General features: G+C 68.3%; 23 protein-coding genes. 9 read left to right on the forward strand and 14 right to left on the reverse strand.

Annotated features, from left to right (window positions below):
• The first annotated feature begins 33 nt into the window (after window positions 1–33).
• The 4 genes from BLR51_RS08380 to lpdA all read left to right on the forward strand — a co-directional run bounded on the left by BLR51_RS08380 (window position 34) and on the right by lpdA (window position 2,583).
• A complete protein-coding gene (locus tag BLR51_RS08380; protein WP_089845860.1) occupies window positions 34–267 on the forward strand; it encodes a hypothetical protein in 234 nt (77 codons plus the stop codon).
• On the forward strand, window positions 264–656 hold the full coding sequence (locus BLR51_RS08385; protein WP_089845861.1) for an MAPEG family protein: 393 nt from the start codon (window positions 264–266) through the stop codon (window positions 654–656). Before BLR51_RS08380 ends, BLR51_RS08385 begins: the two co-directional genes overlap by 4 nt.
• 3 nt (window positions 657–659) lie before the next feature.
• The gene (locus BLR51_RS08390; protein WP_089845862.1) at window positions 660–1,049 is read left to right on the forward strand and encodes an MAPEG family protein; all 390 of its coding nucleotides are present in this window, start codon (window positions 660–662) and stop codon (window positions 1,047–1,049) included.
• 139 nt (window positions 1,050–1,188) lie between these two features.
• Window positions 1,189–2,583 (forward strand): dihydrolipoyl dehydrogenase, encoded by a 1,395-nt coding sequence (gene lpdA, locus BLR51_RS08395; RefSeq protein WP_089845863.1) that lies wholly within the window; start codon window positions 1,189–1,191, stop codon window positions 2,581–2,583.
• A gap of 107 nt (window positions 2,584–2,690) precedes the next feature.
• Here lpdA and BLR51_RS08400 read toward each other — a convergent pair whose 3' ends face one another.
• The 4 genes from BLR51_RS08400 to BLR51_RS08415 are packed head-to-tail and all read right to left on the reverse strand — an operon-like array spanning window position 2,691 to window position 5,593.
• Complete coding sequence (locus BLR51_RS08400; protein ID WP_089845864.1) at window positions 2,691–3,293, reverse strand: pyridoxamine 5'-phosphate oxidase family protein; 603 nt, start codon at window positions 3,291–3,293, stop codon at window positions 2,691–2,693.
• Window positions 3,280–4,014 (reverse strand): lysophospholipid acyltransferase family protein, encoded by a 735-nt coding sequence (locus BLR51_RS08405; protein WP_089845865.1) that lies wholly within the window; start codon window positions 4,012–4,014, stop codon window positions 3,280–3,282. The genes BLR51_RS08400 and BLR51_RS08405 overlap by 14 nt, the downstream gene beginning before the upstream one ends.
• Complete coding sequence (locus BLR51_RS08410; RefSeq protein ID WP_375342682.1) at window positions 4,014–4,913, reverse strand: cell division protein FtsX; 900 nt, start codon at window positions 4,911–4,913, stop codon at window positions 4,014–4,016. Before BLR51_RS08410 ends, BLR51_RS08405 begins: the two co-directional genes overlap by 1 nt.
• Before the next feature lie 2 nt (window positions 4,914–4,915).
• The gene (locus tag BLR51_RS08415) at window positions 4,916–5,593 is read right to left on the reverse strand and encodes a cell division ATP-binding protein FtsE (protein ID WP_089845867.1); all 678 of its coding nucleotides are present in this window, start codon (window positions 5,591–5,593) and stop codon (window positions 4,916–4,918) included.
• Window positions 5,594–5,751: 158 nt separating this feature from the next.
• Here BLR51_RS08415 and BLR51_RS08420 point away from each other — a divergent pair, with 158 nt between their 5' ends.
• The gene (locus tag BLR51_RS08420) at window positions 5,752–6,579 is read left to right on the forward strand and encodes a zinc-ribbon domain-containing protein (protein ID WP_089845868.1); all 828 of its coding nucleotides are present in this window, start codon (window positions 5,752–5,754) and stop codon (window positions 6,577–6,579) included.
• Window positions 6,580–6,586: 7 nt separating this feature from the next.
• Here the strand turns inward: BLR51_RS08420 and BLR51_RS08425 are convergent, their stop codons facing one another.
• The 3 genes from BLR51_RS08425 to BLR51_RS08435 form a co-directional block, all read right to left on the reverse strand.
• Complete coding sequence (locus tag BLR51_RS08425) at window positions 6,587–7,852, reverse strand: ABC transporter permease (protein WP_089845869.1); 1,266 nt, start codon at window positions 7,850–7,852, stop codon at window positions 6,587–6,589.
• Window positions 7,849–8,655: an ATP-binding cassette domain-containing protein gene (locus BLR51_RS08430; RefSeq protein ID WP_089845870.1), complete on the reverse strand. Its 807-nt coding sequence runs from the start codon at window positions 8,653–8,655 to the stop codon at window positions 7,849–7,851. The genes BLR51_RS08425 and BLR51_RS08430 overlap by 4 nt, the downstream gene beginning before the upstream one ends.
• Before the next feature lie 76 nt (window positions 8,656–8,731).
• Complete coding sequence (locus tag BLR51_RS08435) at window positions 8,732–9,724, reverse strand: taurine ABC transporter substrate-binding protein (RefSeq protein WP_089845871.1); 993 nt, start codon at window positions 9,722–9,724, stop codon at window positions 8,732–8,734.
• Between the two features lie 344 nt (window positions 9,725–10,068).
• Between BLR51_RS08435 and BLR51_RS08440 the strand changes: the two genes are divergently transcribed.
• On the forward strand, window positions 10,069–11,454 hold the full coding sequence (locus BLR51_RS08440) for an aminotransferase family protein (RefSeq protein ID WP_089845872.1): 1,386 nt from the start codon (window positions 10,069–10,071) through the stop codon (window positions 11,452–11,454).
• 1 nt (window position 11,455) lies between these two features.
• Window positions 11,456–12,154 carry a GNAT family N-acetyltransferase gene (locus BLR51_RS08445; RefSeq protein WP_089845873.1) on the forward strand — a complete coding sequence of 233 codons (699 nt, stop codon included), beginning with the start codon at window positions 11,456–11,458 and terminating at the stop codon, window positions 12,152–12,154.
• Between the two features lie 85 nt (window positions 12,155–12,239).
• Here the strand turns inward: BLR51_RS08445 and BLR51_RS08450 are convergent, their stop codons facing one another.
• Window positions 12,240–12,527 (reverse strand): HU family DNA-binding protein, encoded by a 288-nt coding sequence (locus BLR51_RS08450; RefSeq protein WP_089845874.1) that lies wholly within the window; start codon window positions 12,525–12,527, stop codon window positions 12,240–12,242.
• Between the two features lie 131 nt (window positions 12,528–12,658).
• Window positions 12,659–14,143, reverse strand: coding sequence for an AMP nucleosidase (locus BLR51_RS08455; protein ID WP_089845875.1), 1,485 nt, complete (start codon window positions 14,141–14,143; stop codon window positions 12,659–12,661).
• 114 nt (window positions 14,144–14,257) lie between these two features.
• Between BLR51_RS08455 and BLR51_RS08460 the strand changes: the two genes are divergently transcribed.
• Entirely contained in the window at window positions 14,258–15,244 is a 987-nt protein-coding gene (locus BLR51_RS08460) for a DNA topoisomerase IB (RefSeq protein WP_089846114.1), read from the forward strand.
• Here BLR51_RS08460 and BLR51_RS08465 read toward each other — a convergent pair whose 3' ends face one another.
• Window positions 15,245–15,730: a transglycosylase SLT domain-containing protein gene (locus BLR51_RS08465; RefSeq protein ID WP_089845876.1), complete on the reverse strand. Its 486-nt coding sequence runs from the start codon at window positions 15,728–15,730 to the stop codon at window positions 15,245–15,247.
• Between the two features lie 138 nt (window positions 15,731–15,868).
• Between BLR51_RS08465 and BLR51_RS08470 the strand changes: the two genes are divergently transcribed.
• A complete protein-coding gene (locus BLR51_RS08470; protein ID WP_089845877.1) occupies window positions 15,869–16,723 on the forward strand; it encodes an SDR family oxidoreductase in 855 nt (284 codons plus the stop codon).
• A 127-nt stretch (window positions 16,724–16,850) separates the two neighbouring features.
• Here BLR51_RS08470 and dxs read toward each other — a convergent pair whose 3' ends face one another.
• The 4 genes from dxs to BLR51_RS08490 are packed head-to-tail and all read right to left on the reverse strand — an operon-like array spanning window position 16,851 to window position 20,847.
• Entirely contained in the window at window positions 16,851–18,776 is a 1,926-nt protein-coding gene (gene dxs / locus BLR51_RS08475; protein ID WP_089845878.1) for a 1-deoxy-D-xylulose-5-phosphate synthase, read from the reverse strand.
• A 15-nt stretch (window positions 18,777–18,791) separates the two neighbouring features.
• Window positions 18,792–19,682: a polyprenyl synthetase family protein gene (locus BLR51_RS08480; RefSeq protein WP_207543594.1), complete on the reverse strand. Its 891-nt coding sequence runs from the start codon at window positions 19,680–19,682 to the stop codon at window positions 18,792–18,794.
• Window positions 19,682–19,924 (reverse strand): exodeoxyribonuclease VII small subunit, encoded by a 243-nt coding sequence (locus BLR51_RS08485; protein ID WP_089845879.1) that lies wholly within the window; start codon window positions 19,922–19,924, stop codon window positions 19,682–19,684. Before BLR51_RS08485 ends, BLR51_RS08480 begins: the two co-directional genes overlap by 1 nt.
• Window positions 19,921–20,847 (reverse strand): histone deacetylase family protein, encoded by a 927-nt coding sequence (locus BLR51_RS08490; protein ID WP_089845880.1) that lies wholly within the window; start codon window positions 20,845–20,847, stop codon window positions 19,921–19,923. Before BLR51_RS08490 ends, BLR51_RS08485 begins: the two co-directional genes overlap by 4 nt.
• Between the last annotated feature and the right edge of the window lie 59 nt (window positions 20,848–20,906).

Here is a 20,906-nt window from a genome sequence, read left to right on the forward strand (position 1 = left end):
GGGCGCGCCCCCGACCGGCGAAAGGACAGCCCCATGAGCCAGCAGCTTCTGCTTCGCTTTGACGCCTTCGACCAGACCCGGTTCGATGACGATGCCGAAACCCGTGCCGCTGCGGGCCTGACGCTCCTGCAGCTCTGGACCGCCGAGGGCGCCACCCGCTGGGCGCTGTTCTCGGTCAATGACGCCGCCAAGGCGCGGAACTGGCTGTCAGAGGCCGGCGCGCTTGGCCATGGCCCTGCCGAGTCGCATTTCCTGAGGACGGCATGACCCCGGAACTGGCCGCCCTTGCCGCCAGTGTGCTGGTGCATCTGGCCGCCGTGATGTGGTCGCAGCAGGCGCTGAACGGCGATATCGGCAAAGACGGCAATGTTGGCACCCGTGAAAACCTCGAGGCGCGGATCTCGCCGCGCACCGCCCGCCTGCGCCGCGCGCTCGCCAACCATGTGGAAAACACCGGGCTTTTCATCATCGCCGTGGTGCTGGTGCAGATGACCGGCAGCAGCAGCTGGCTCACCGCCACCGCCGCTTGGGTCTATGTGGCCGCCCGCGCGCTCTATCTGCCCGCCTATGCCTTCGGCTGGGTGCCATGGCGGTCGCTCATCTTCACCGCAGGACTGCTCGCCACCCTCCTGATGATCGTCGCGAGCCTGATCTGAGCCATGACGCCCGAACTGACCGCCCTCACCCTCGCCGCCCTGCTTCAGGGCCTGCAGTTCCTGCTGTTCTCGATCCTCGCCCAGCGTCAGGTCGGCCCGAAATACGCGGCCTCCCCCCGCGATCAGAAACGCGAGCTGACCGGCTATGCGGGCCGCGCGCAGCGGGCGCTGCAGAACCATTTCGAAGCGCTGATCCTGTTCGGCATCGCCGCCGGGGTGGTGACCTTCGCCGATCAGGGCAACGCGCTCACCGGGGCCTGCGCGCTGGTCTATCTGGGCGCCCGGGTGCTCTATGTGCCCGCCTATCTCTTCGGCTGGACGCCATGGCGCTCGCTGATCTGGGCCATGGGCTTTGCCGCCACCATGATCCTGCTGATCGCGGCGCTGACATGACCCTTCTTCTGACCACAAATATCCCGGGGGGAGTCGCGTCAGCGACGGGGGGCAGCGCCCCCCTTTCCCCCGCCCCACACCGCGCGAGGCTGCGGCACCGCCCGCCCCACGCCCCCGTTTGACCCGATAGGAGACTCCCATGGCACAATATGACGTCATCGTGATCGGCGCAGGCCCCGGCGGCTATGTCGCCGCCATCCGCTGCGCCCAGCTGGGCCTGAAAACCGCCTGCGTCGAAGGCCGCGACACGCTTGGCGGCACCTGCCTCAACGTGGGCTGCATCCCTTCCAAGGCGCTGCTGCACGCCTCCCACCAGCTGCACGAGGCCGAGCACAACTTCGCCAAGATGGGCCTCAGCGCCGGCAAGGTGAAGGTCGACTGGAAACAGATGCTTTCCTACAAGGATGACGTGATCGGCCAGAACACCAAGGGCATCGAATTTCTGTTCAAGAAGAACAAGATCGACTGGATCAAGGGCTGGGGCACCATCCCCGAGGCGGGCCGCGTCAAGGTCGGCGACGAGACCCATGAGGCCAAGGCGATCATCATCGCGTCGGGCTCCGAACCCGCCCCGGTGCCCGGCGCCAAGGTCGAGGTGGACGAAAAGATCGTGGTCACCTCCACCGGCGCGCTGGACCTGGGCAAGATCCCGAAAAAGCTGGTGGTGATCGGCGCGGGCGTCATCGGGCTGGAAATGGGCTCGGTCTATGCCCGGCTTGGATCCGAGGTGCAGGTGATCGAATATCTCGACCACATCACCCCCGGCATGGATCCGGAAGTGCAGCGCGCCTTCCAGAAGCTGCTGCAGAAGCAGGGCATGGAGTTCACCCTCGGCGCCGCCGTGTCGGGTGTGGAGACCAAGGGCGGCAAGGCCACGGTCACTTACAAGCTGCGCAAGGATGACAGCGACCACACGGTCGAGGCCGATGTGGTGCTCTGCGCCACGGGCCGCAAGCCGGTGACCAAGGGGCTGGGTCTTGACGCGTTGGGGGTCAAGCTGACCTCGCGCGGGCAGATCGAGACGGATGCGCAGTGGCAGACCTCGGTCAAGGGCATCTATGCCATCGGCGACGCCATCGAGGGCCCGATGCTGGCCCACAAGGCCGAGGACGAGGGCATGGCCTGCGCCGAGGTGATCGCGGGCAAGCATGGCCACGTGAATTACGACGTGATCCCCAGCGTCATCTACACATGGCCCGAGGTTGCCGCCGTCGGCAAGACCGAGGCCCAGCTGAAGGAGGAAGGCCGCGCCTACAAGGTCGGCAAGTTCTCCTTCATGGGCAATGGCCGCGCCAAGGCGGTGTTTGCGGGCGACGGCTTCGTGAAGATCCTCGCCGACAAGGACACCGACCGGGTGCTGGGCTGCCACATCATCGGCCCGTCGGCAGGCGACCTGATCCACGAGATCTGCGTGGCGATGGAATTCGGCGCCTCCGCCGAGGATGTGGCGCTGACCTGCCACGCGCATCCCACCTTCTCGGAAGCGGTGCGCGAGGCGGCGCTGGCCTGCGGCGACGGCGCCATCCATTCCTGATCCCGCCCGCGGACAGACAAACGGCCCCCTCTTCGCGGAGGGGGCCGTATTTATGTGGCGCAGGGCCTGTCGCCGAAAATTTTCCTGCGAAAAATTTTCTGGCGCCCTTACCAGAGCGTGGCTCTGGCCCGGGCGGGGTAGTCCCGGTCCCACGCCCCGGCCTCGATCCCGCCGCGGGTCATTTCCGCAAGGATCTCGCCAAGGCTCGGCACCAGCGCGCCATCGTCGCGGCCCCAGAGCCCCGAGCGCAGCAGCGCCTTGGGGCATTGGGCATAGACCTCGGCGATCTCGATCACGATCACCGTGGCAGGCTCGCGCCCGTCCCGGGTGAAGCGCGCGCGCAGGTCTGCGTCATCGGTCAGCCATGCCCGGCCGTTCACCCGCACCACGGCATTGTCCCCCGGCACCATGAACATCAGCGCGATGCGCCCGTCGCGCAGGATGTTACGCAGGCTGTCGAGCCGGTTGTTGCCGCGCCAGTCGGGCAGCGCCAGCGTGCCCGCGTCCAGTTCCAGCACCACCGGGCCATCATCGCCGCGCGGGCTGGCATCCATGCCTTCGGGGCCGCAGGTGGCCATGACGCAGAACCGCGACGCGGCGATCCAGCGCCGGTAGGCGGGTGTCAGCCGTCCCGCGACCTTGTCGAGCGCCGCACCGGAAGCCTGCCCGTAAAGCGCCTCCAGCTCGGGCAGCGTGTCAATCCTGCGCATAAAATCCCGCCTCTGCCATGAGCCGGTCCGAAGCCGGCTCGATCTCCTGTTCGAGCCGCGACAGGAATTCGCTCTTGCTGAGCCCGGGCGCGAGCGGCGGCAGGAATTCCACCACCGCCAGCCCCGGCTTGCGCAGGATGCCCCGGCGCGGCCAGAACAGCCCAACATTGGTGGCCGCAGGCACGCAGGTCTGCCCGGTCTGGCCATAAAGCAGCGCGGCCCCGACGCGATAGGGCAGCTTGACTCCCGGCGCGACCCGCGTGCCCTGCGGATAGATGATCAGCTGGCCGGGCCGCACCAGCCCCTTTTTCACCTGCGTCAGCATCTGGCCGATGGCGGCGCCGCGCTTGCTGCGGTCCACCGCCACGCAGCCGATGCGCATGGCATATTGCCCCAGCACCGGCGTCCAGAGCAGTTCGCGTTTCATGATGAACTTGGCCGCTGGCACCGCCGAGAAGATCATGATGATGTCGAAAAAGCTCTGATGCTTGGCGGCAATGATGACCTCGCCCTTGGGGGGCGTGCCGCGCACCTCGCTGCGCAGGCCGACCATCCATGACGCCGACCAGCGCACCCAGCGGCACCAGCTGATGCAGGCAAAGCGGGCGCCCCGGCGCGAGACCAGCGCCCATGGGAAACAGCCAAGGCCGATCACGGCCATCATCAGATACATCTGGACGATGAACAGCACCGACCGGACCCATTGCAGCGCATCGCGCATCAGCTCAGACCTCCTAGAACACGGCGTGCCGCCGCCGCCGTGGCGGCAAAGGCCACCGCCGCCGCAAGCGGCGGCACCAGCAGCGGGAAGATCCAGTGCCAGCCGACAAAGGTCAGCCCGGTCAGGAACCCCGCCGTGGATCCGGCGCCGGGCATCAGCAGCACCGCCACCACCCCCAGCGCCACCCCTGCCGCAGCCCCCGTCAGCGCGCGCAGGGTGAAGCGGCGCACGAAGGCGCGGGCGATATAGGCATCGGTGGCGCCCACCAGCCGCAGCACGGCGATCACCTGCGCATTGGCGGCCAGCGCCGCATTGGCGGCCAGCGTCACCATCGCGCCCACCGTGCCTGCGATCAGCAGGATCGACACCCAGCCCAGCAGGCGCAGCCCGCTTGCCGCCGCCACCAGCGGACGGCGCCAGCGGGTATGGTCATCCAGCACCGCCCCCGGCACCTCGGCCTGCAGGCGCAGCCGCAGCCCCGCCGCGTCATAGCCTGTCGCATCCTCGACGATCTCGATCAGCTGCGGCACCGGCAGATTGGCCAGCGGCAGATCCGGGCCGAACCACGGCTCCAGCAGCGCCTGCTGTTCCGCCTCGGTCAGGGCGCGGGCGCGGGCGACACCGGGCGTCTGCTCCAGCAGGCGCAGGGCGGCGGCGGTCTGCGCCGCCTGCTCGCCCGAGGGCGCCGAGATGCGCAGCGTCGAGGAGCGCGCCAGCTCGTCGCCCCAGCTGCTGGCCAGCCGTCCCGCCGCCAGCGACAGCGCCAGCGCAAAGACCGCCAGAAAACACATGGCGGCAGAGGCGAACAGCGTCAGCCGCGCGGTGAAGCCGGTGGGGGGCACCACCCGGTCCGCCGCCGCATCCCCGCGCGCCAGCGCCCGCAGCGATCCAAGGGACACCCTCACAGATCCGCCCCCGCCATCTGCAGCCGCCGGTTGGAGATGCGCAGCACCCGCGCCGAAACCTGCGCCTTGGCGGCGCGGATCAGCGCCAGATCATGGGTGGCGATCAGGATGGTCTTGCCCATGCGGTTCAGTTCGACCAGCAGGCGCAGCAGGCGCTGCGACATCTCCCAATCGACATTGCCGGTGGGCTCGTCGGCCAGCACCACCTCGGGCGACATGATGACGGCGCGGGCCAGCGCCGCGCGCTGCCGTTCGCCGCCCGACAGTTCCGGCGGCAGCGCCGTGGCGCGCCCGGTCAGCCCGACCCAGGCGAGAAGCTCGTTGAGATTGCCCATCTGCCCGCTGCTCCAGCCGCCCGAGACGCTGAGCGGCAGCGCCACGTTTTCCGCCAGCGGCAGATGGTCCAGAAACTGGCAGTCCTGATGCACCACGCCCACCCGGCGCCGCGCCAGCGCGATGGCGTCGCGGTCCATGCTGCGCACGTCCTGTCCGAACAGCCGCACCTGCCCCGCCGTGGGGATAAGCGCGCCGTAACAGAGTTTCAGCAGCGTGGTCTTGCCCGCGCCCGAAGGGCCGGTCAGGAAGTGGAATGACCCTGCGGCAAGCTGCAGCGTCAGGTCGGTCAGAAGCTCTCCGCCGCCGTAGCTGTAGCCCACCTGGTCAAGTTCAATCACACCATCACCCGTATTGCCGAGGGTCGGTCTGTTGTGCCCGAGCCTCGCTGCAGTTGCAATCCGCGCGGAGGCGGGAAAACGGGCTTTTCCTTGGCCTGCGGGCAACCTATTGTCCGCAAAGGCGGGACGCCGCCGACGGAGCAGCGGGTGGTGACGAGATGCGGCTGATTTGCCCCAAGTGTGGCGCACAATACGAGGTGCCCCGGGACGCGATCCCGCAGGAGGGCCGCGACGTGCAGTGCTCCGGCTGCGGCCATACATGGTTCCAGTCACAGGCCGATGACAGCGCGCCCGCCCCGGCGCCGGTGCAGCCCCCCGAACCGCCCCGCGCCCCTGATCCCGAACCAGAGCCCGTTGTCGTGGCCGAGCCCGCCCCGGAGCCCGAAGAGCCGCCCGCCCCGGTGCGCCCGGCCCGGGGCCGCGCGCTGGATCCCTCGGTGGCCGAGGTGCTGCGCGAGGAAGCCGAGCGCGAGAAGCGCCGCCGCTCCTCCGAAGGCCCAGGGCTGGAAACCCAGCCCGAACTGGGGTTGAGCGGGTCTGCCGATGACGAGGCCGCGCGCCGTGCGCGCGCCACGCGCGACCCCATGGGGCATGTGGGCGGCAGCGCGCCGAAACCCGATCCCATCGGCCCGACCGGCGGGGCGGCCACCGCCACCGCCGCCTCCCGGCGCGACCTGCTGCCCGATATCGAGGAAATCAATCAGACGCTGCGCGCCACCAGCGAACGCCGCGCGGTGGAAACGCTGCAGGGCCGCGCCGCACTGGAAGAAGAGGCGGCAGAGGGCAATGGCGGCTTTGGCCGGGGCTTTCTTGTGGCGGTGCTGCTGGGGCTGGTGGCGGCGGGGATCTACCTGATGGCCCCGCGCCTGAGCGAGATGCTGCCCGCCGCCGCCCCCGCGCTGGAAAGCTATACGCAGGCGGTGAACGGCGCGCGGCTGTGGCTGGACGGTCAGGTGGCGGCGCTGCGCGCGCAATGGGGCGCCTGATCCGGCATCAGCCCCGGCCCTTCCACGGCACCAGCACACGTTCCGCCCAGCGCATCAGCACGTCGATGGCAAAGCCGATGCCCCCGATCAGGATGATGCCCATCAGCACGATGTCGGTCAGCTGGAATTTCGACGCGACCATGATCATCATGCCCGCGCCCTTTTCCGCCGCGACCAGTTCGGCGGCGACCACCGTGCCCCAGCACACGCCCATGGCCACCCGCGCCCCGGTAAAGATGTCGGGCAGCGAGTTGGGGATGATGACATGGCGCAGGATCTGCGCCTTGCTGGCGCCCAGCGCATAGGCGGCATGGACCTTGGAGATTTTCACCCCCGACACGCCAGAGCGTGCCGCGATGCACATGATCCAGAGTGCTGCCAGAAACAGCAGGATGATCTTGCCCGCCTCGCCGATGCCCGCCCACAGGATCACCAGCGGGATCAGGGCCAGCGGCGGCACCGGGCGCATGAATTCCACGATCGGGTCGAACCAGCCCCGGAACCAGCCCGACAGGCCCATGGCATAGCCCAGCGGAATCCCCACCAGCGCCCCCAGCACGAAGCCCGCCACCACGCGCCACAGCGACCAGCCCAGATGTTCCCACAGGGTGCTGTCGCGATAGCCGTTCTGCGCGATTTCGACCAGCCGCGCCACCACCGCTTCGGGGGCGGGCAGCCAGATCGGCTCCATCTGCCAGCCCTTCGCGGGCTCGAAAGTCAGCGTGCCCTTGGGCGACATGCCGACCCGGCCATAGGGGGTCTGCACCGCGCCGCCGGGGCTGATGGGCTCATCATTGACCGCCACCACGCGATGGCCCGCATCGCGCCCCGCCGCATCGTTCTCGTCCACCCGGATCAGGCCCGACCGCCATGCGGTGACACTGGCCGCGTCATCCTTCGCCCAGCCCTCGCCTTCGGGCACCTGAGGCGCCGCCGCCTCCTCTCCCAGCGGGGACACCGCCACCGTCACCGTGGCGTCATCGGGCGGCAGGCCATCGGCCTCGGCGGTATAGGTGAACCGCGCCTCGCCCACGAAGGGCCCCGGCGCGTGCAGGAATCCCGGCACCCAGTGCGAGCCGGTGAACGCCCCCCAAAGCAGGAAGATCGTCAGCACCGACAGCACCGAGGCGACGCGGTCGGGGCGCACCGCGCTTTCATCGCCAAAGGTCACGGTCTTGCGCGCTGCCATGCCCGACAGGCTGCGGTGCACCAGCAGCCGCACCAGCGCAAACGACGCCGCGAACACCACCAGATAGATCAGCAGAACGGTCATGTGGCGGCCTCGGTGCGGCCCATGATTTCCTCTTCCATGTCCCAGATCATGCTCAGGATTTCCTCGCGCCGCAGCGCAAATTCGGGATGTTTCTTGACGCAGCGCAGATCCTCCGCCGCCCCCAGATCGGCAAAGGGCAGCCGATACTCGCGGTGGATGCGGCCCGGGCGCGGCGCCATGACGATCAGCCGTTCGCCCAGAAGCAGCGCCTCTTCGACGGAATGGGTGATGAGGATGATGGTCTTGCCGGTTTCCTTCCAGAGCTTCAGCACAAGGCTCTGCATCTTCTCGCGCGTCAGCGCATCCAGCGCCCCCAAGGGTTCGTCCATCAGGATCACGTCCGGGTCATTGGCCAGACACCTCGCCAGCGCCACGCGCTGCTGCATGCCGCCCGACAGTTCATAGACCGCCTTGTCCTTGAAGGCGTGCAGGCCCACCACCTCCAGCAGGTGATCCACCTGCGCGCCCCAGTCGCGTTCGCGCCGCCCGGCCATGCGCGGGCCAAAGCTGACATTCTCGCGCACGTTCATCCATTCGAACAGGGCGCCCTGCTGGAACACCATGCCGCGTTCGGCGGCGGGGCCGCGCACCTCATGGCCGTTGAGCCGCACCACGCCTTCGGTGGGGGCCAGAAACCCCGCCACGATGTTCAGAAGCGTGGTCTTGCCACAGCCCGACGGCCCCAGCACCGACAGCAGTTCACCCCGCGCCAGCGTCAGCGACACATCGTTCAGCGCCTGAACCGTGCCGCCCCCCGGCAGATCGAACCGCATCGACAGGTTTTCAAGGGAAAGCCCGGTCATCACCACCCCGCCTTTCAGGAAACGAAAGGCGCGGCACCCCAAGGGCCGCCGCGCCGTCACAGGCCAGAGGCCCAGGTTACATGGCCGAGGCGGATTGCAGCGGCCCGGTGTTCACATGATCGGCGTAGCTGTCGAGCGCGCCATCGATGGATCCGGCTTCGACAAACACGTCGGCCACGCCCTTCATGAACTCCTGCGCGCCGCCGCCCAGCCATTTCGCCGTCATCTGCTCCTCGACGGTGGGAAAGACGAAGGTGGCCAGCGTTTCGGCGGTGGCGGCCTCGTCCATGCCCGCATCCTTGGCGATCACCGGCAGCATTTCGGCATGGTTGGCCTCATCCGCCCACATGGCATTCGCCTCGGCGGTCACGGCCAGAAACTTTGCCACCAGATCGGAGTTTTCCGCCACCCATGCGGCAGGGCCGGAGGTCACGTCGAAGACGAGGATGCCCAGATCCTCCTTCTCGGCGCCGGTCAGCAGCACGTTGCCGTGCTCTGTCATCCGGCGCAGCGCCCCGCCCCAGCCGCAGGCCATGTCCACAGCCCCCTGCGCGATGGCGGCGGCGCCATCGGGCGGCGCCATGTCCACGATCTCCAGACTGGCGAGGTCGACGCCAAAATGGTTCATCTGCTTGAGAAAGCCGTAATGCGCGGCGGTGCCCAGCGGCACGGCGACCTTCTTGCCCGCCAGTTCGCCCGCGCTGTCCTTGTCGATCTCCAGCTCGCTGCGCACCACGCAGTTGTCATTGTCGGCATAGCTTACCGCCACGTCGAGGATCTGCAGATCCTGCCCGGCAGAGGCCGCGACCACGAAGGGCGGCACGCCTTGGCTTACCGACATATGCACATCGCCCGAGGCCATGGCGGCGGACATGGCGGTGCCGGTGTCGAAGCTGACCCAGTTCACCGGGACGCCCAGCGCCTCGTCATAGAGGCCCTTGGCCTTGGCATATTCGAAGGGCATCGGCCATTCGAGGAAATAGCCCACCGTCACCGACTGCGCCTGAGCAGCCCCCGCCATCAGCGCCAGAGCGGCCACCGCCCCCGTCAGCACCCGTGTCCGTGTCATCCGCATCTCCCTGTGTGGCGCCCCGCATCGTTGCGGCGGGGCTTGGCCCGATCCGACCGGGAATCCCTGCGGCGTTCAATGGCCAACCCCGGATCCGGCGGTCCCGACACCTGCGCGCCGGGGGCATCTGCCCGGAAATGCGGCACTCCGCCGCCCGGTTTTGCGGCAGCACACAGGGCGCAGGCCAAGGGATCCGGGGGATCAGGAAATCTGGCCTTACCCTTGCCCCAGATCTGGCCCTAAGACATCCGTGCGTTTCCGGATCATGTGCTATGATCCCGAATGACCCCGGCCCGCCGTGGACCGCCCCGTGCCGGCCCGGCCCAGAGACAAGGAGACCCGAAATGGACGGCTCGCTTTCCCAGAACGACCTTTCCCATGTGATCGAGGCCGACAAGGCCCATGTCTGGCACCACCTGACCCAGCACAAGCAGTTCGAAACCGGCGATCCCCGCATCATCGTCGAAGGCAAGGGCCTGCGCGTCTGGGACCAGACCGGGCGCGAACATCTGGACGCCGTGTCGGGCGCGGTCTGGACGGTGAATGTGGGCTATGGCCGCAAATCCATCGTGGACGCGATCTCCGAACAGCTGATGAAGCTCAACTATTTCGCGGGCGCCGCAGGCTCGATCCCCGGCGCGCTTTACGCCGAAAAGCTGATCGAAAAGATGCCGGGCCTGTCCCGCGTCTATTACTGCAACTCCGGATCCGAGGCCAACGAGAAGGCCTTCAAGATGGTGCGCCAGATCGCGCACAAGCGTTACGGCGGCAAGAAGCACAAGATCCTGTATCGCGAACGCGACTATCACGGCACCACCATCGCCTGCCTGTCAGGCGGCGGCCAGCAGGAGCGCAACGCGCAATATGGCCCCTTTGCCCCCGGCTTCGTCGAGGTGCCGCATTGCCTTGAATACCGCGCACAATGGGATCTGAGCGGCGAGGCCTATGGCCAGCGCGCCGCCGATGCCATCGAGGAGGTGATCCTGCGCGAAGGCCCCGACACGGTGGGCGCGCTGTGTCTGGAGCCGGTGACCGCAGGCGGCGGCGTGATCGTGCCGCCCCCCGGCTACTGGGAGCGCGTGCAGGAAATCTGCCGTAAGTATGACATCCTGCTGCATATCGACGAGGTGGTCTGTGGCGTGGGCCGCACCGGCACTTGGTTCGGCTACCAACATTACGGGGTGGAGCCGGATTTTGTGACCATGGCCAAGGGCGTGGCCTCGGGCTATGCCGCCATCGCCTGCTGCGTCACCTCGGAACGGGTGTTCGACCTGTTCAAGGACGATGCCAGCGATCCGATGAACTATTTCCGCGACATTTCCACCTTTGGCGGCTGCACCGCCGGTCCCGCCGCCGCGCTGGAAAACATGCGCATCATCGAAGACGAGGATCTGCTGGGCAACTGCACCCGCATGGGCGATTACATGCTGGGCCGTCTGGGCGAGCTGAAGGACAAGCACGCCGTGGTGGGCGACGTGCGCGGCAAGGGGCTGTTCCTTGGCGCCGAACTGGTCGCCGACCGCGAGTCCCGCGCGCCGCTGCATGAAAAACAGGTGGCCGCCGTGGTGGCGGATGTGAACCGGCAGGGGGTCATCATCGGCATGACCAACCGCTCCATCCCCGGGCTGAACAACACGCTGTGCTTTGCCCCGCCGCTGATCGTGACCAAGGATGATGTCGACGAGATCATCACGGCGGTGGACAATGCCCTGAGCCGCGTCGCCGTCTGAGATGACCGCGTCGCAGCAGAACCACCTCGGGCAGCCCGTGGGGCTGCCCGTCCCCGATCCCCGCCCGCGGCCCCGGCCCGACCCCGTCACGCTGACCGGGCGCTGGGTCACGCTGGTGCCGCTGCAGGCAGATCATGCCGAGCCGCTGCTTGCCGCCTTTGACGCGGATGCGGACGGGCGCGGCTGGACCTATCTGCCCTACGGGCCTTTCGCCAGCCGCGCCGAAGGCCGCGACTGGATCGCGCGCTGCGCCGAAAGCCGCGATCCGCTGTTCTTTACCCTCTGCGCTCCGGACGAGACACCGCAGGGCATGGCAAGTTATCTGCGCATCGACCCCGCCAATGGCAGCATCGAGGTCGGGCATATCCACTACGCCCCCGCGCTGCAGCGCCGCCCCGCCGCGACCGAGGCCATGGTCCTGCTGATGCGCCACGCCTTCGAGGATCTGGGCTACCGGCGCTATGAATGGAAATGCGACGCGCTGAACGCGCCCTCGCGCCGGGCTGCGGAACGGCTGGGCTTCACCTATGAGGGCACCTTCCGGCAGGCCGCCATCGTGAAGGGCCGCAACCGCGACACCGCATGGTATGCCATCACCGATCAGGACTGGCCCGCGCTGCGCAGCCGGCTGGACCGCTGGCTTGCGCCCGAAAATTTCGACGCACAGGGCCAGCAGATCACCCGGCTGTCGCAGGGCTAGGCGCCGCTTCGCCCCGGCCACGGATTTCGCAACAAAAAAAGGGTCGCCAGCGGCGACCCTTCAACTGCAGCGGATGGTCCGCGGATCAGCCGTTGACGCTGTCTTTCAGCGCCTTGGCGATCGTCATCTTGACCACCTTGTCGGCCTCTTTCTTGAACTGCTCGCCGGTGGCGGGGTTGCGCACCATGCGCTCGGGGCGCTCGCGGCAGTAGATCTTGCCCACGCCGGGCAGGGTCACGGAACCGCCATCGGCGACTTCCTTGGTGATGATGCCGGTCAGGGCGTCCAGCGCGGTGGATGCGGTTTTCTTGTCCGACCCCATCTCTTCCGCCAGAGCGGCAACGAGTTGGGTTTTGGTCATCGGCTTGGCCATTTCATGGTCTCCTTGAACTGCCCGATCTTCAGGGCCCAATTGCGGGTATCTAACAGATGGTCGCGCTCAAACACAACGATTGCAGGGCTTTTGCAAGGGCAAAAGCAAGCGCTTTGGCCGATATCCGCGCGTCAGAGGAAGGCCGTTTCATCAAAACTGCGCAGCTTGCGGCTGTGAATCCGCTCCAGCGGCATGGAGCGCAGATGCTCCATGGCCCGGATGCCGACCATCAGATGCCGCGCCACCTGAGTCTTGTAAAAGTCCGAGGCCATGCCCGGCAGCTTCAGCTCGCCATGCAGCGGCTTGTCGCTGACGCAGAGCAGCGTGCCGTAAGGCACCCGGAAGCGGAAGCCGTTGGCGGCGATGGTGGCGCTTTCCATATCCAGCGCCACGGCGCGGCACTGGCTCAGCCGCTGCACCGGGCCGCGCTGGTCGCGCAGCTCCCAGTTGCGGTTGTCGACGCTGGCCACGGTGCCGGTGCGCATCACCCGCTTCAGGTCATAGCCCGACAGCTGGGTTTCCTCTTCCACCGCATCTTCCAGCGCCACCTGAATCTCGGCCAGCGCCGGGATCGGCACCCAGACCGGCAGATCGTCATCCAGCACCTTGTCCTCGCGCAGATAGGCATGGGCCAGCACGAAATCCCCCAGCGACTGCGAATTGCGCAGCCCGGCGCAATGGCCGACCATGATCCACGCATGCGGGCGCAGCACCGCGATATGGTCGGTGGCGGTCTTGGCGTTGGAGGGCCCCACCCCGATATTCACCAGCGTGATCCCCGACCCGTCGGCGCGCTTGAGGTGATAGGTCGGCATCTGCGGCATCTTGGGGCTTTGCGGGATCACCTCGTCGGATCTGGTGATCTGCACATTGCCGGTGGAGACAAAGGCGGTATAGCCGCTGTCCGGATCGGCCAGCTTCAGCCGGGCATAGGCCTCGAATTCGCTGACATAGAACTGGTAGTTGGTGAACAGCACGTGGTTCTGGAAATGCTCGGGGTCGGTGGCGGTGTAATGCGCAAGCCGGGCCAGTGAATAATCCACCCGCTGCGCGGTGAAGGGCGCCAGCGGCTCCGCCCCGTCCGGCGCGGGACGGGCCACGCCATTGACGATGTCATCATTGGTGGTCGACAGATCGGGCACATCGAACACGTCGCGCAGGATGAAGGCGCCCGCGCCTTCCTGCGGCACGGTCAGTTCGGGGTAATTGGCCACGGCAAAATGCACCGGCATCGGGGTGGTGGACAGGCCCACCTGCACCGGCACGCCATGATTGGCGATCAGAAGCCCGATCTGCTGCGTCAGGTAATGCCGGAACAGATCCGGCCGCGTGACCGAGGTGGCATGGGTGCCGGGCTGCGACACATGGCCAAAGCTCAGGCGGCTGTCGACCTTGGCAAAGCTGGTCGTGGTGATGCGCAGTTCGGGATAAAACGCGCGGTAGCGCACGCCCGGATGCCCGGTGGCCATGGCCTGCAGGAAATTGTCCCGCAGGAATTCGGCGGCCTGCGCATAAAGCGCGCAAAGCCGGTCCACGGCGGCGGCGGCATTGTCGAACAGCTCCGGCCCCGGCGTGTCGGGCGTGACGATGTCCAGCTGTCCGGGTGTGTCCTGCATGATCGGCCTCCGTTTTGCGGCGTTATTGCAGGGCAACGTGACAGGAAGGTGTGAGGCATTCAAGCGCAAGCACCCGCCACGGAACCGGTGCTGCGGGCCGCGCGTTCCGCGCCCATGTCCCGTGCCCCCAACCTTGTCTATTTCCCCGACACCCGCCCCGGCATCCGGCGCCGCCGCTGCGGGCGCGGCTTCAGCTACACCGCGCCCGATGGCACCCGGATCGACGACCGCGCCGAACGCGCCCGCATCGCGGCGCTGGCGGTGCCCCCCGCCTATGAGGATGTCTGGATCTGTCCGCGCGCCAATGGCCATCTGCAGGCCACGGGACGCGACGCGCGGGCGCGCAAGCAGTATCGCTATCACCCGGACTGGACCGCCTTCCGCGCCGAGCGCAAGTTCGCGCATCTGGCCGAATTTGGGGCCGCCCTGCCCGCCCTGCGCCGCCGCATCCTTGCCGACCTGCGCAGCCATGATCCGGGCGAGCGCAGCTTCGCGCTGGCGGCGGTGCTGGCGCTGCTGGACCGGGCGGGGCTGCGGGTCGGCAATGCGGGCTATGCCAAGGAAAACCGCACCTTTGGCGCCACCACCCTGCGCGGCGCCCATATGCAGCTTGACGGCGGCGCGCTGCATCTGCGCTTTCCCGGCAAGGGCGGCAAGCCGGTGGATCAGGTGCTGCGCGACCACACGCTGAACCGCGCGCTGACGCGGCTCGACGATCTGCCCGGGCAGGACCTTCTGGGCTGGCTGGACGAGACGGGCGCGCCGCATGGCATCCGGTCGGAGGAGGTGAATGCCTTTCTGGCGGACCGCACCGGCAATGACCGCCTGACTGCCAAGACCTTCCGCACATGGACCGGCACCGTCGCGGCGCTGGACGCAGCGCTGCGCCCCGGGCCTGCCAGCATCAAGGCCATGGCCGAGGCGGCGGCGGAGCGGCTGCACAACACCCCCGCGATCGCCCGCAAGTCCTATATCCATCCCGAGGTGATCGCGCTCGCCGATCTGGACGAGGCCGCGCGGCAGGAGCGCACCGCCGATGCCCGGGACATTCCCGGCCTGCGCCGCACCGAGGTGCGGCTGCTGCATCTGCTCGGCGGCTGATCAGCCCGCCGAGCGCAGCCCGGTCTGCACCAGCATGCCGCGGCGCTTGGCCTCGTAATAATAGCCGCGCGCATACCAGCCGATGGCGGTGTCATGGCTGCCATCCGCCAGAAGCCACGCGCCGCGCAGGTATTTCACGCCATATTGCAGATTGGTGTCCGCCTTCAGCAGATCCGTCGCCTCGCCGCGAAAACCCATGGTCTGCGCCGTCTGCGGCAGGATCTGCAGAAGCCCCATATAGGGCCCGTTGCGCGCCGCCGGATTGTGGCTGCTTTCGCGGATCGCGAGCCGATGCACCAGCGACCGGGGCACTTCGTAGTGATCCGACCATTTGTTGATGAGAAAGCGCAGCTGCGGCGTCTCGTTGGGATGCAGCGGCGGATCGTAGGTTTCAGGCTCTTCCTGTGACATGCGCGGACCGGAGGCACAGGCGGCCAGAGGCAGGAGCAGCAGCGACAGGCAGGCACGGCGGGAATACGCGGTCATCCAGACACCCCTTCTGAGGACAGAAATCCGGTAGCGAAACCGGGCGGGCCTGCCTATCCCCTTTGGTCGCGATCGGCGAAACCCTGCCAAGCGCGCAGCCCCCTTGCCAAGACAGGCGGCAAAATCCACTCTGCCGCCATGACACAGACGCTCCTGACCCTCGGCCATGGCTATTGCGCCAAGGCCCTTGCCGCCCGGCTACTGCCGCAGGGCTGGCAGGTGCTGGCCACCCATCGCGACCCCGACCGCGCCGCCGATCTGGCGGCGACGGGTGTCGCCCCCGTGCTCTGGACGCGCGAGGCGGTCGCTGCGGCGCTGGCGCAGGCCAGCCATGTGCTGGTGAGCGCCGGCCCCGATGGCGAGGGCGATCCCGCGCTGCGGCTTGCGGGCGACCTGCTGGCGGCGCGGGGCGCGGATCTGGACTGGCTGGGCTATCTGTCCACCACCGGTGTCTATGGCGACCAGAAGGGTGGCTGGGTGGACGAGGACACGCCCCCCGCGCCGTCAACCGCGCGCGGCAAGGCGCGGCTCGCGGCGGAACAGGCGTGGTCGGCGCTGCCCGGCCTGCCGCTGCACATCTTCCGGCTGGCGGGGATCTACGGCCCCGGGCGCGGTCCGTTCGAAAAGGTCCGGCAGGGCAGCGCGCGGCGCATCGTGAAATCGGGGCAGGTGTTCAGCCGCATTCATGTCGAAGACATCGCGCAGGCGCTGGAGGCGTCGATCCGCCAGCCCCGGCCCGGCGCGGTCTACAACCTCTGTGACGACGACCCCGCCCCGCCGCAGGAGGTCATCGCCCATGCCGCCCGCCTGCTGGACCTGCCGCCGCCGCCGGAAGTGCCCTTCGCCGAGGCGGATCTGACCCCCATGGCGCGCAGCTTCTATGCCGAAAACAAGCGGGTGCGGAACGATCTTGTGAAGCGCGAGCTTGGGCTGCGCCTGATCCATCCCGATTACCGCTCCGGCCTCGCCGCCCTGCTGGCGGAGACGGGGTAAGGGGGGCGCTGCCCCCCTCCTGGCCTGCGGCCAGTTCACCCCCCGGAGTTTAGGGGCAAGATGAAGGCGGAAGAGCGGGCTTTCATCTTGCCCCTAAACTCCCGCCGGAGGCAGGCCGTGACGGATCTCAGGCGCGCTTGCTGAGGAGGTCGATACCCAGCGTCACCAGAACCTTTTCCTCGATCCGCGCGACGTCGAGCCCGGCGCTGGCATACATGTCGGCAGGGCTCGCGTGGTCGATGAAGGTGTCGGGCAGCACCATGGAGCGGAATTTCAGCCCGTGGTCGAAGACGCCTTCCTCGGCCAGAAGCTGCGCCACATGGCTGCCGAAACCGCCGATGGCGCCTTCCTCGATGGTCAGCAGCGCCTCGTGATCGCGGGCGAGGCGCAGGATCAGATCGCGGTCGAGCGGCTTGGCGAAGCGGGCATCGGCGACCGTTGGCGACAGGCCGCGCGCCTCCAGCTTTTCGCAGGCGGCCATGACCTCGGACAGCCGCGTGCCGAAGCTGAGAATCGCCACGCGCGAGCCTTCGCGGATCATGCGGCCACGCCCGATCGGCAGCGGGATGCCGCGTTCCGGCATCTCGACCCCCACGCCCTCGCCGCGCGGGTAGCGAAAGGCGATGGGGCCCTCGTCATGGGCGGCGGCGGTGGCGACCATATGCACCAGTTCCGCCTCGTCGGCGGCAGCCATCACCACCATGCCCGGCAGGTTGGCGAGAAAGGCCACGTCGAAGGCCCCGGCATGGGTGGCGCCATCGGCCCCCACCAGCCCGGCGCGGTCGATGGCGAAGCGCACCGGCAGGCGCTGGATCGCTACATCATGCACGATCTGGTCATAGCCGCGCTGCAGGAAGGTGGAATACATCGCGCAGAACGGTTTCATGCCCCCCGCCGCCAGCCCGGCGGAAAAGGTCACGCCATGCTGTTCGGCGATGCCCACGTCGAAGACGCGGGACGGAAAGCGTTCGGCCATCAGGTCAAGCCCGGTGCCATCGGGCATGGCGGCGGTCACCGCGCAGATGCGCGGATCCTCGGCGGCAAGCTGGGTCAGGGTCCGGGCAAAGACCTTGGTATAGGCGGGGGCGTTGGAGGGTGCCTTTTTCTGCTCGCCCGTCGCCACGTCGAACTTGCCCCGGGCATGGCCCCGGTCGGCGGCATGTTCGGCGGGGGCATAGCCCTTGCCCTTGCGGGTCAGCACATGGATCAGGATCGGCCCCGTCGCCCGCGCCTTGACCATGCGCAGGACCGGCAGCAGCTGGTGCAGGTCATGACCATCAAGCGGGCCGAGATAGCTGAAGCCCAGTTCCTCGAAGAGCGTGCCGCCCACGGTCAGGCCCTTGAGAATGTCGCGGGCGCGCTTGGCGCCTTCGCGGAAGGGCGGCGGCAGCAGGTTCACCGCGCCCTTGGCGGCGGCTTTCAGGTCGTGAAAGGGCTGTTCGGCGTAAAGCCGGCTGAGATAGGCGGACATGGCCCCGGTGGGCGGCGCAATCGACATCTCGTTGTCGTTCAGCACCACGATCAGCCGCTTGCCCAGATGGCCCGCATTGTTCATCGCCTCATAGGCCATGCCCGCCGACATCGACCCGTCGCCGATCACCGCGATGGCATCGCCCAGCCCGGTGTCGCAGACCCCGCCCAGTTCCCGCGCCATGGCAAAGCCAAGTGCTGCGCTGATCGAGGTGGAGCTATGCCCCGCGCCAAAGCAGTCATAGGGCGATTCCGACCGTTTGGCGAAGCCCGACAGCCCGTCCTTCATGCGCAGGGTGCGGATGCGGTCGCGGCGGCCGGTCAGGATCTTGTGCGGATAACACTGGTGCGACACGTCCCAGACCAGCTTGTCGCGCGGCGTGTCGAAGACCGCGTGCAGCGCCACGGTCAGTTCCACCACGCCCAGACCCGCGCCCAGATGGCCGCCGGTTTCCGACACGGCGGAAATCGTCTCGGCCCGCAGTTCATGGGACAGCCGGACCAGTTCGTCATCCGAAAGCCGCTTGAGATCGGCGGGCGCGGTGACGCGGTCCAGAAGGGGCGTTTGGGGGCGGGAGGACATGAGAGGCTCCTGACGTCAGGTCTTGCGCGAGATAACGAACCGCGCCGCATCCCGCAAGTTCCGGGCGGCATCGCCATAGGGGGCAAGCGCCGTGCAGGCCTCCTCCACCAGCGCGCGGGCGCGGGCGCGGGCCGGCTCCAACCCCAGCAGCGACACGAAGGTGGCCTTGCCGCGTCCGGCATCCTTGCCGGTGGCCTTGCCCAGCGTCGCGGCGTCGCCTTCGACATCAAGGATGTCATCGGCGATCTGGAAGGCAAGGCCCAGACAGTCGCCATAGCGGCAGAGCGGCGCGGGATCCGCCCCCGCCATCCGCGCGCCAGCGGCGGCGGACCATGTGATCAGCGCGCCGGTCTTCAGCGCCTGCAGCGCCTCGATCTGCGGCAGGGTCAGCGGGTCGGCGGCGGTTTCGGCGGCGATGTCCAGCAGCTGCCCGCCCACCATGCCGCGCACCCCCGAGGCTGCCGCCAGCGTGGCGATCAGGTGCAGCCGGGCTTCCGGCGGGCAGGTCGCGCGGGTCAGCAGCTCGAAGGCGAGGCCCTGCAGCGCGTCCCCGGCCAGCACCGCCGTCGCCTCCGACCAGCGGCGGTGCACGGTAGGCTTGCCGCGGCGCAGGTCGTCATCATCCATGCAGGGCAGATCGTCATGCACCAGCGAATAGCCGTGCAGCGCCTCGATGGCGGCGGCGGCGGGGGCGGCGGCCTCGGGGCTCAGCCCGTGCAGCCGCGCGCCTTCCAGCACCAGAAAGGCGCGCAGGCCCTTGCCGCCCTCGACGGCATAGACCATCGCCTCGGCCACGTCGCCGCCCTGCCCGGCCAGTGCCGCGCGGATCTGGTCAAAGGCCAGATCCCGCGCCCGGCCCATCGCCTGCGCCAGATCCGGGGCCAGATCGCGCACCGGTGCCGACATCAGAGCCCCTCGACCGGAGTCACCCCCGACGGTTCGCCCTTGGCGTCCAGCGTGATGGCGGCGACCTTTTCCTCGGCCTCCTTCAGCTTGTCCTCGCAGCGTTTGCGCAGATCGCTGCCGCGCTGATAAAGGCGGATGGATTCGTCCAGCGGCACCTCGCCGCGTTCCAGCTGGGTCACCACCTGTTCCAGTTCGGCCATCGCCTGTTCAAAGCTCATGTCCGCGACGGGGGTATCAGTCATCTGCCTGCCTCGATCAGTTCCATCACATGCACCCGGGCGCTGTCCGCCAGAGCCGCCAGATCATAGCCGCCTTCCAGCACGGAGACCACCCGCCCCCGCGCCGTGCGTGCCGCAATCTCGCAGAGCCGCTGGGTGAGCCAGCCAAAATCCTCGGTCTGCCAGTTCAGCTCTGCCAAGGGATCGTCGGCATGGGCGTCAAACCCCGCCGACAGGATCAGCAGGCGCGGCGCAAACGCCTCCAGCCGGGGGAAGACCTGCGCCTCATAGGCGGCGCGCATCTCGGCGCCGGTGCTGCCGGGGGGCAGCGGGACATTCAGGATCGTGTCCTGCGCGCCGCGTTCGGACGGAGCGCCGCTGCCGGGCCAGAGCGGCATCTGCTGCGAGGTGATGACCAGCGCGCGCGGTTCGTCCCAGAGCAGCGCCTGCGTGCCATTGCCGTGATGCACGTCAAAATCGACGATGGCGACCCGGTCGAGCCCGTGATGGTCCAGCGCATGTTTGGCGGCGAGCGCGGCATTGCCGAAGATGCAGAAGCCCATGGGGGTTTCCGCCTCGGCATGGTGGCCGGGCGGGCGGGTGGCGCAGAAGGCATTGGCGAATTCCCCCGCGATCACGCCATCGACGGCGCGGAGCGCGGCGCCCACCCCGCGCCGGGCGGCGCGGACCGACCCCGGCGACAGCCATGTGTCGGCATCCAGCTGCGCATGGCCCCGCGCCGGTTCGGCGCGCGCCAGCCGGTCCAGATAGCGCTGGGGATGCAGTCGCAGCAGATCGGCATCGCCCGCCTCGGGGGCGGCCAGCCGCAGCAGGTCCAGCGTCGCCAGCGCCTCCTGCACATGCCGCAGCCGCGCCACCTGTTCGGGATGGCCGGCGGGCGTCACATGCGCGAGGCAGTCGGCATGGGTGATCAGCGCGGTGGTCATGTGTGGCCCTCCTCCGGTTGCGCCAGCGCAGGCAGATGACCCCGGCGCGCGGGATCCGG

This window comes from Salipiger marinus, assembly GCF_900100085.1.
Taxonomy (GTDB): Bacteria; Pseudomonadota; Alphaproteobacteria; order Rhodobacterales; family Rhodobacteraceae; genus Salipiger; species Salipiger marinus.

What these genes read in the sequence shown, in the direction of transcription:
- BLR51_RS08460 (WP_089846114.1), top strand. Translation starts at nt 14,258, where the DNA reads ATGTCCCGTGCCCCCAACCTTGTCTATTTCCCCGACACCCGCCCCGGC.
- dxs (WP_089845878.1), bottom strand. Translation starts at nt 18,776, where the DNA reads ATGTCCTCCCGCCCCCAAACGCCCCTTCTGGACCGCGTCACCGCGCCC.
- lpdA (WP_089845863.1), top strand. Translation starts at nt 1,189, where the DNA reads ATGGCACAATATGACGTCATCGTGATCGGCGCAGGCCCCGGCGGCTAT.
- BLR51_RS08490 (WP_089845880.1), bottom strand. Translation starts at nt 20,847, where the DNA reads ATGACCACCGCGCTGATCACCCATGCCGACTGCCTCGCGCATGTGACG.
- BLR51_RS08425 (WP_089845869.1), bottom strand. Translation starts at nt 7,852, where the DNA reads ATGACCGTTCTGCTGATCTATCTGGTGGTGTTCGCGGCGTCGTTTGCG.
- BLR51_RS08440 (WP_089845872.1), top strand. Translation starts at nt 10,069, where the DNA reads ATGGACGGCTCGCTTTCCCAGAACGACCTTTCCCATGTGATCGAGGCC.
- BLR51_RS08430 (WP_089845870.1), bottom strand. Translation starts at nt 8,655, where the DNA reads ATGACCGGGCTTTCCCTTGAAAACCTGTCGATGCGGTTCGATCTGCCG.
- BLR51_RS08400 (WP_089845864.1), bottom strand. Translation starts at nt 3,293, where the DNA reads ATGCGCAGGATTGACACGCTGCCCGAGCTGGAGGCGCTTTACGGGCAG.
- BLR51_RS08420 (WP_089845868.1), top strand. Translation starts at nt 5,752, where the DNA reads ATGCGGCTGATTTGCCCCAAGTGTGGCGCACAATACGAGGTGCCCCGG.
- BLR51_RS08485 (WP_089845879.1), bottom strand. Translation starts at nt 19,924, where the DNA reads ATGACTGATACCCCCGTCGCGGACATGAGCTTTGAACAGGCGATGGCC.
- BLR51_RS08470 (WP_089845877.1), top strand. Translation starts at nt 15,869, where the DNA reads ATGACACAGACGCTCCTGACCCTCGGCCATGGCTATTGCGCCAAGGCC.
- BLR51_RS08480 (WP_207543594.1), bottom strand. Translation starts at nt 19,682, where the DNA reads ATGTCGGCACCGGTGCGCGATCTGGCCCCGGATCTGGCGCAGGCGATG.
- BLR51_RS08455 (WP_089845875.1), bottom strand. Translation starts at nt 14,143, where the DNA reads ATGCAGGACACACCCGGACAGCTGGACATCGTCACGCCCGACACGCCG.
- BLR51_RS08435 (WP_089845871.1), bottom strand. Translation starts at nt 9,724, where the DNA reads ATGACACGGACACGGGTGCTGACGGGGGCGGTGGCCGCTCTGGCGCTG.
- BLR51_RS08385 (WP_089845861.1), top strand. Translation starts at nt 264, where the DNA reads ATGACCCCGGAACTGGCCGCCCTTGCCGCCAGTGTGCTGGTGCATCTG.
- BLR51_RS08445 (WP_089845873.1), top strand. Translation starts at nt 11,456, where the DNA reads ATGACCGCGTCGCAGCAGAACCACCTCGGGCAGCCCGTGGGGCTGCCC.
- BLR51_RS08405 (WP_089845865.1), bottom strand. Translation starts at nt 4,014, where the DNA reads ATGCGCGATGCGCTGCAATGGGTCCGGTCGGTGCTGTTCATCGTCCAG.
- BLR51_RS08390 (WP_089845862.1), top strand. Translation starts at nt 660, where the DNA reads ATGACGCCCGAACTGACCGCCCTCACCCTCGCCGCCCTGCTTCAGGGC.
- BLR51_RS08450 (WP_089845874.1), bottom strand. Translation starts at nt 12,527, where the DNA reads ATGGCCAAGCCGATGACCAAAACCCAACTCGTTGCCGCTCTGGCGGAA.
- BLR51_RS08380 (WP_089845860.1), top strand. Translation starts at nt 34, where the DNA reads ATGAGCCAGCAGCTTCTGCTTCGCTTTGACGCCTTCGACCAGACCCGG.
- BLR51_RS08465 (WP_089845876.1), bottom strand. Translation starts at nt 15,730, where the DNA reads ATGACCGCGTATTCCCGCCGTGCCTGCCTGTCGCTGCTGCTCCTGCCT.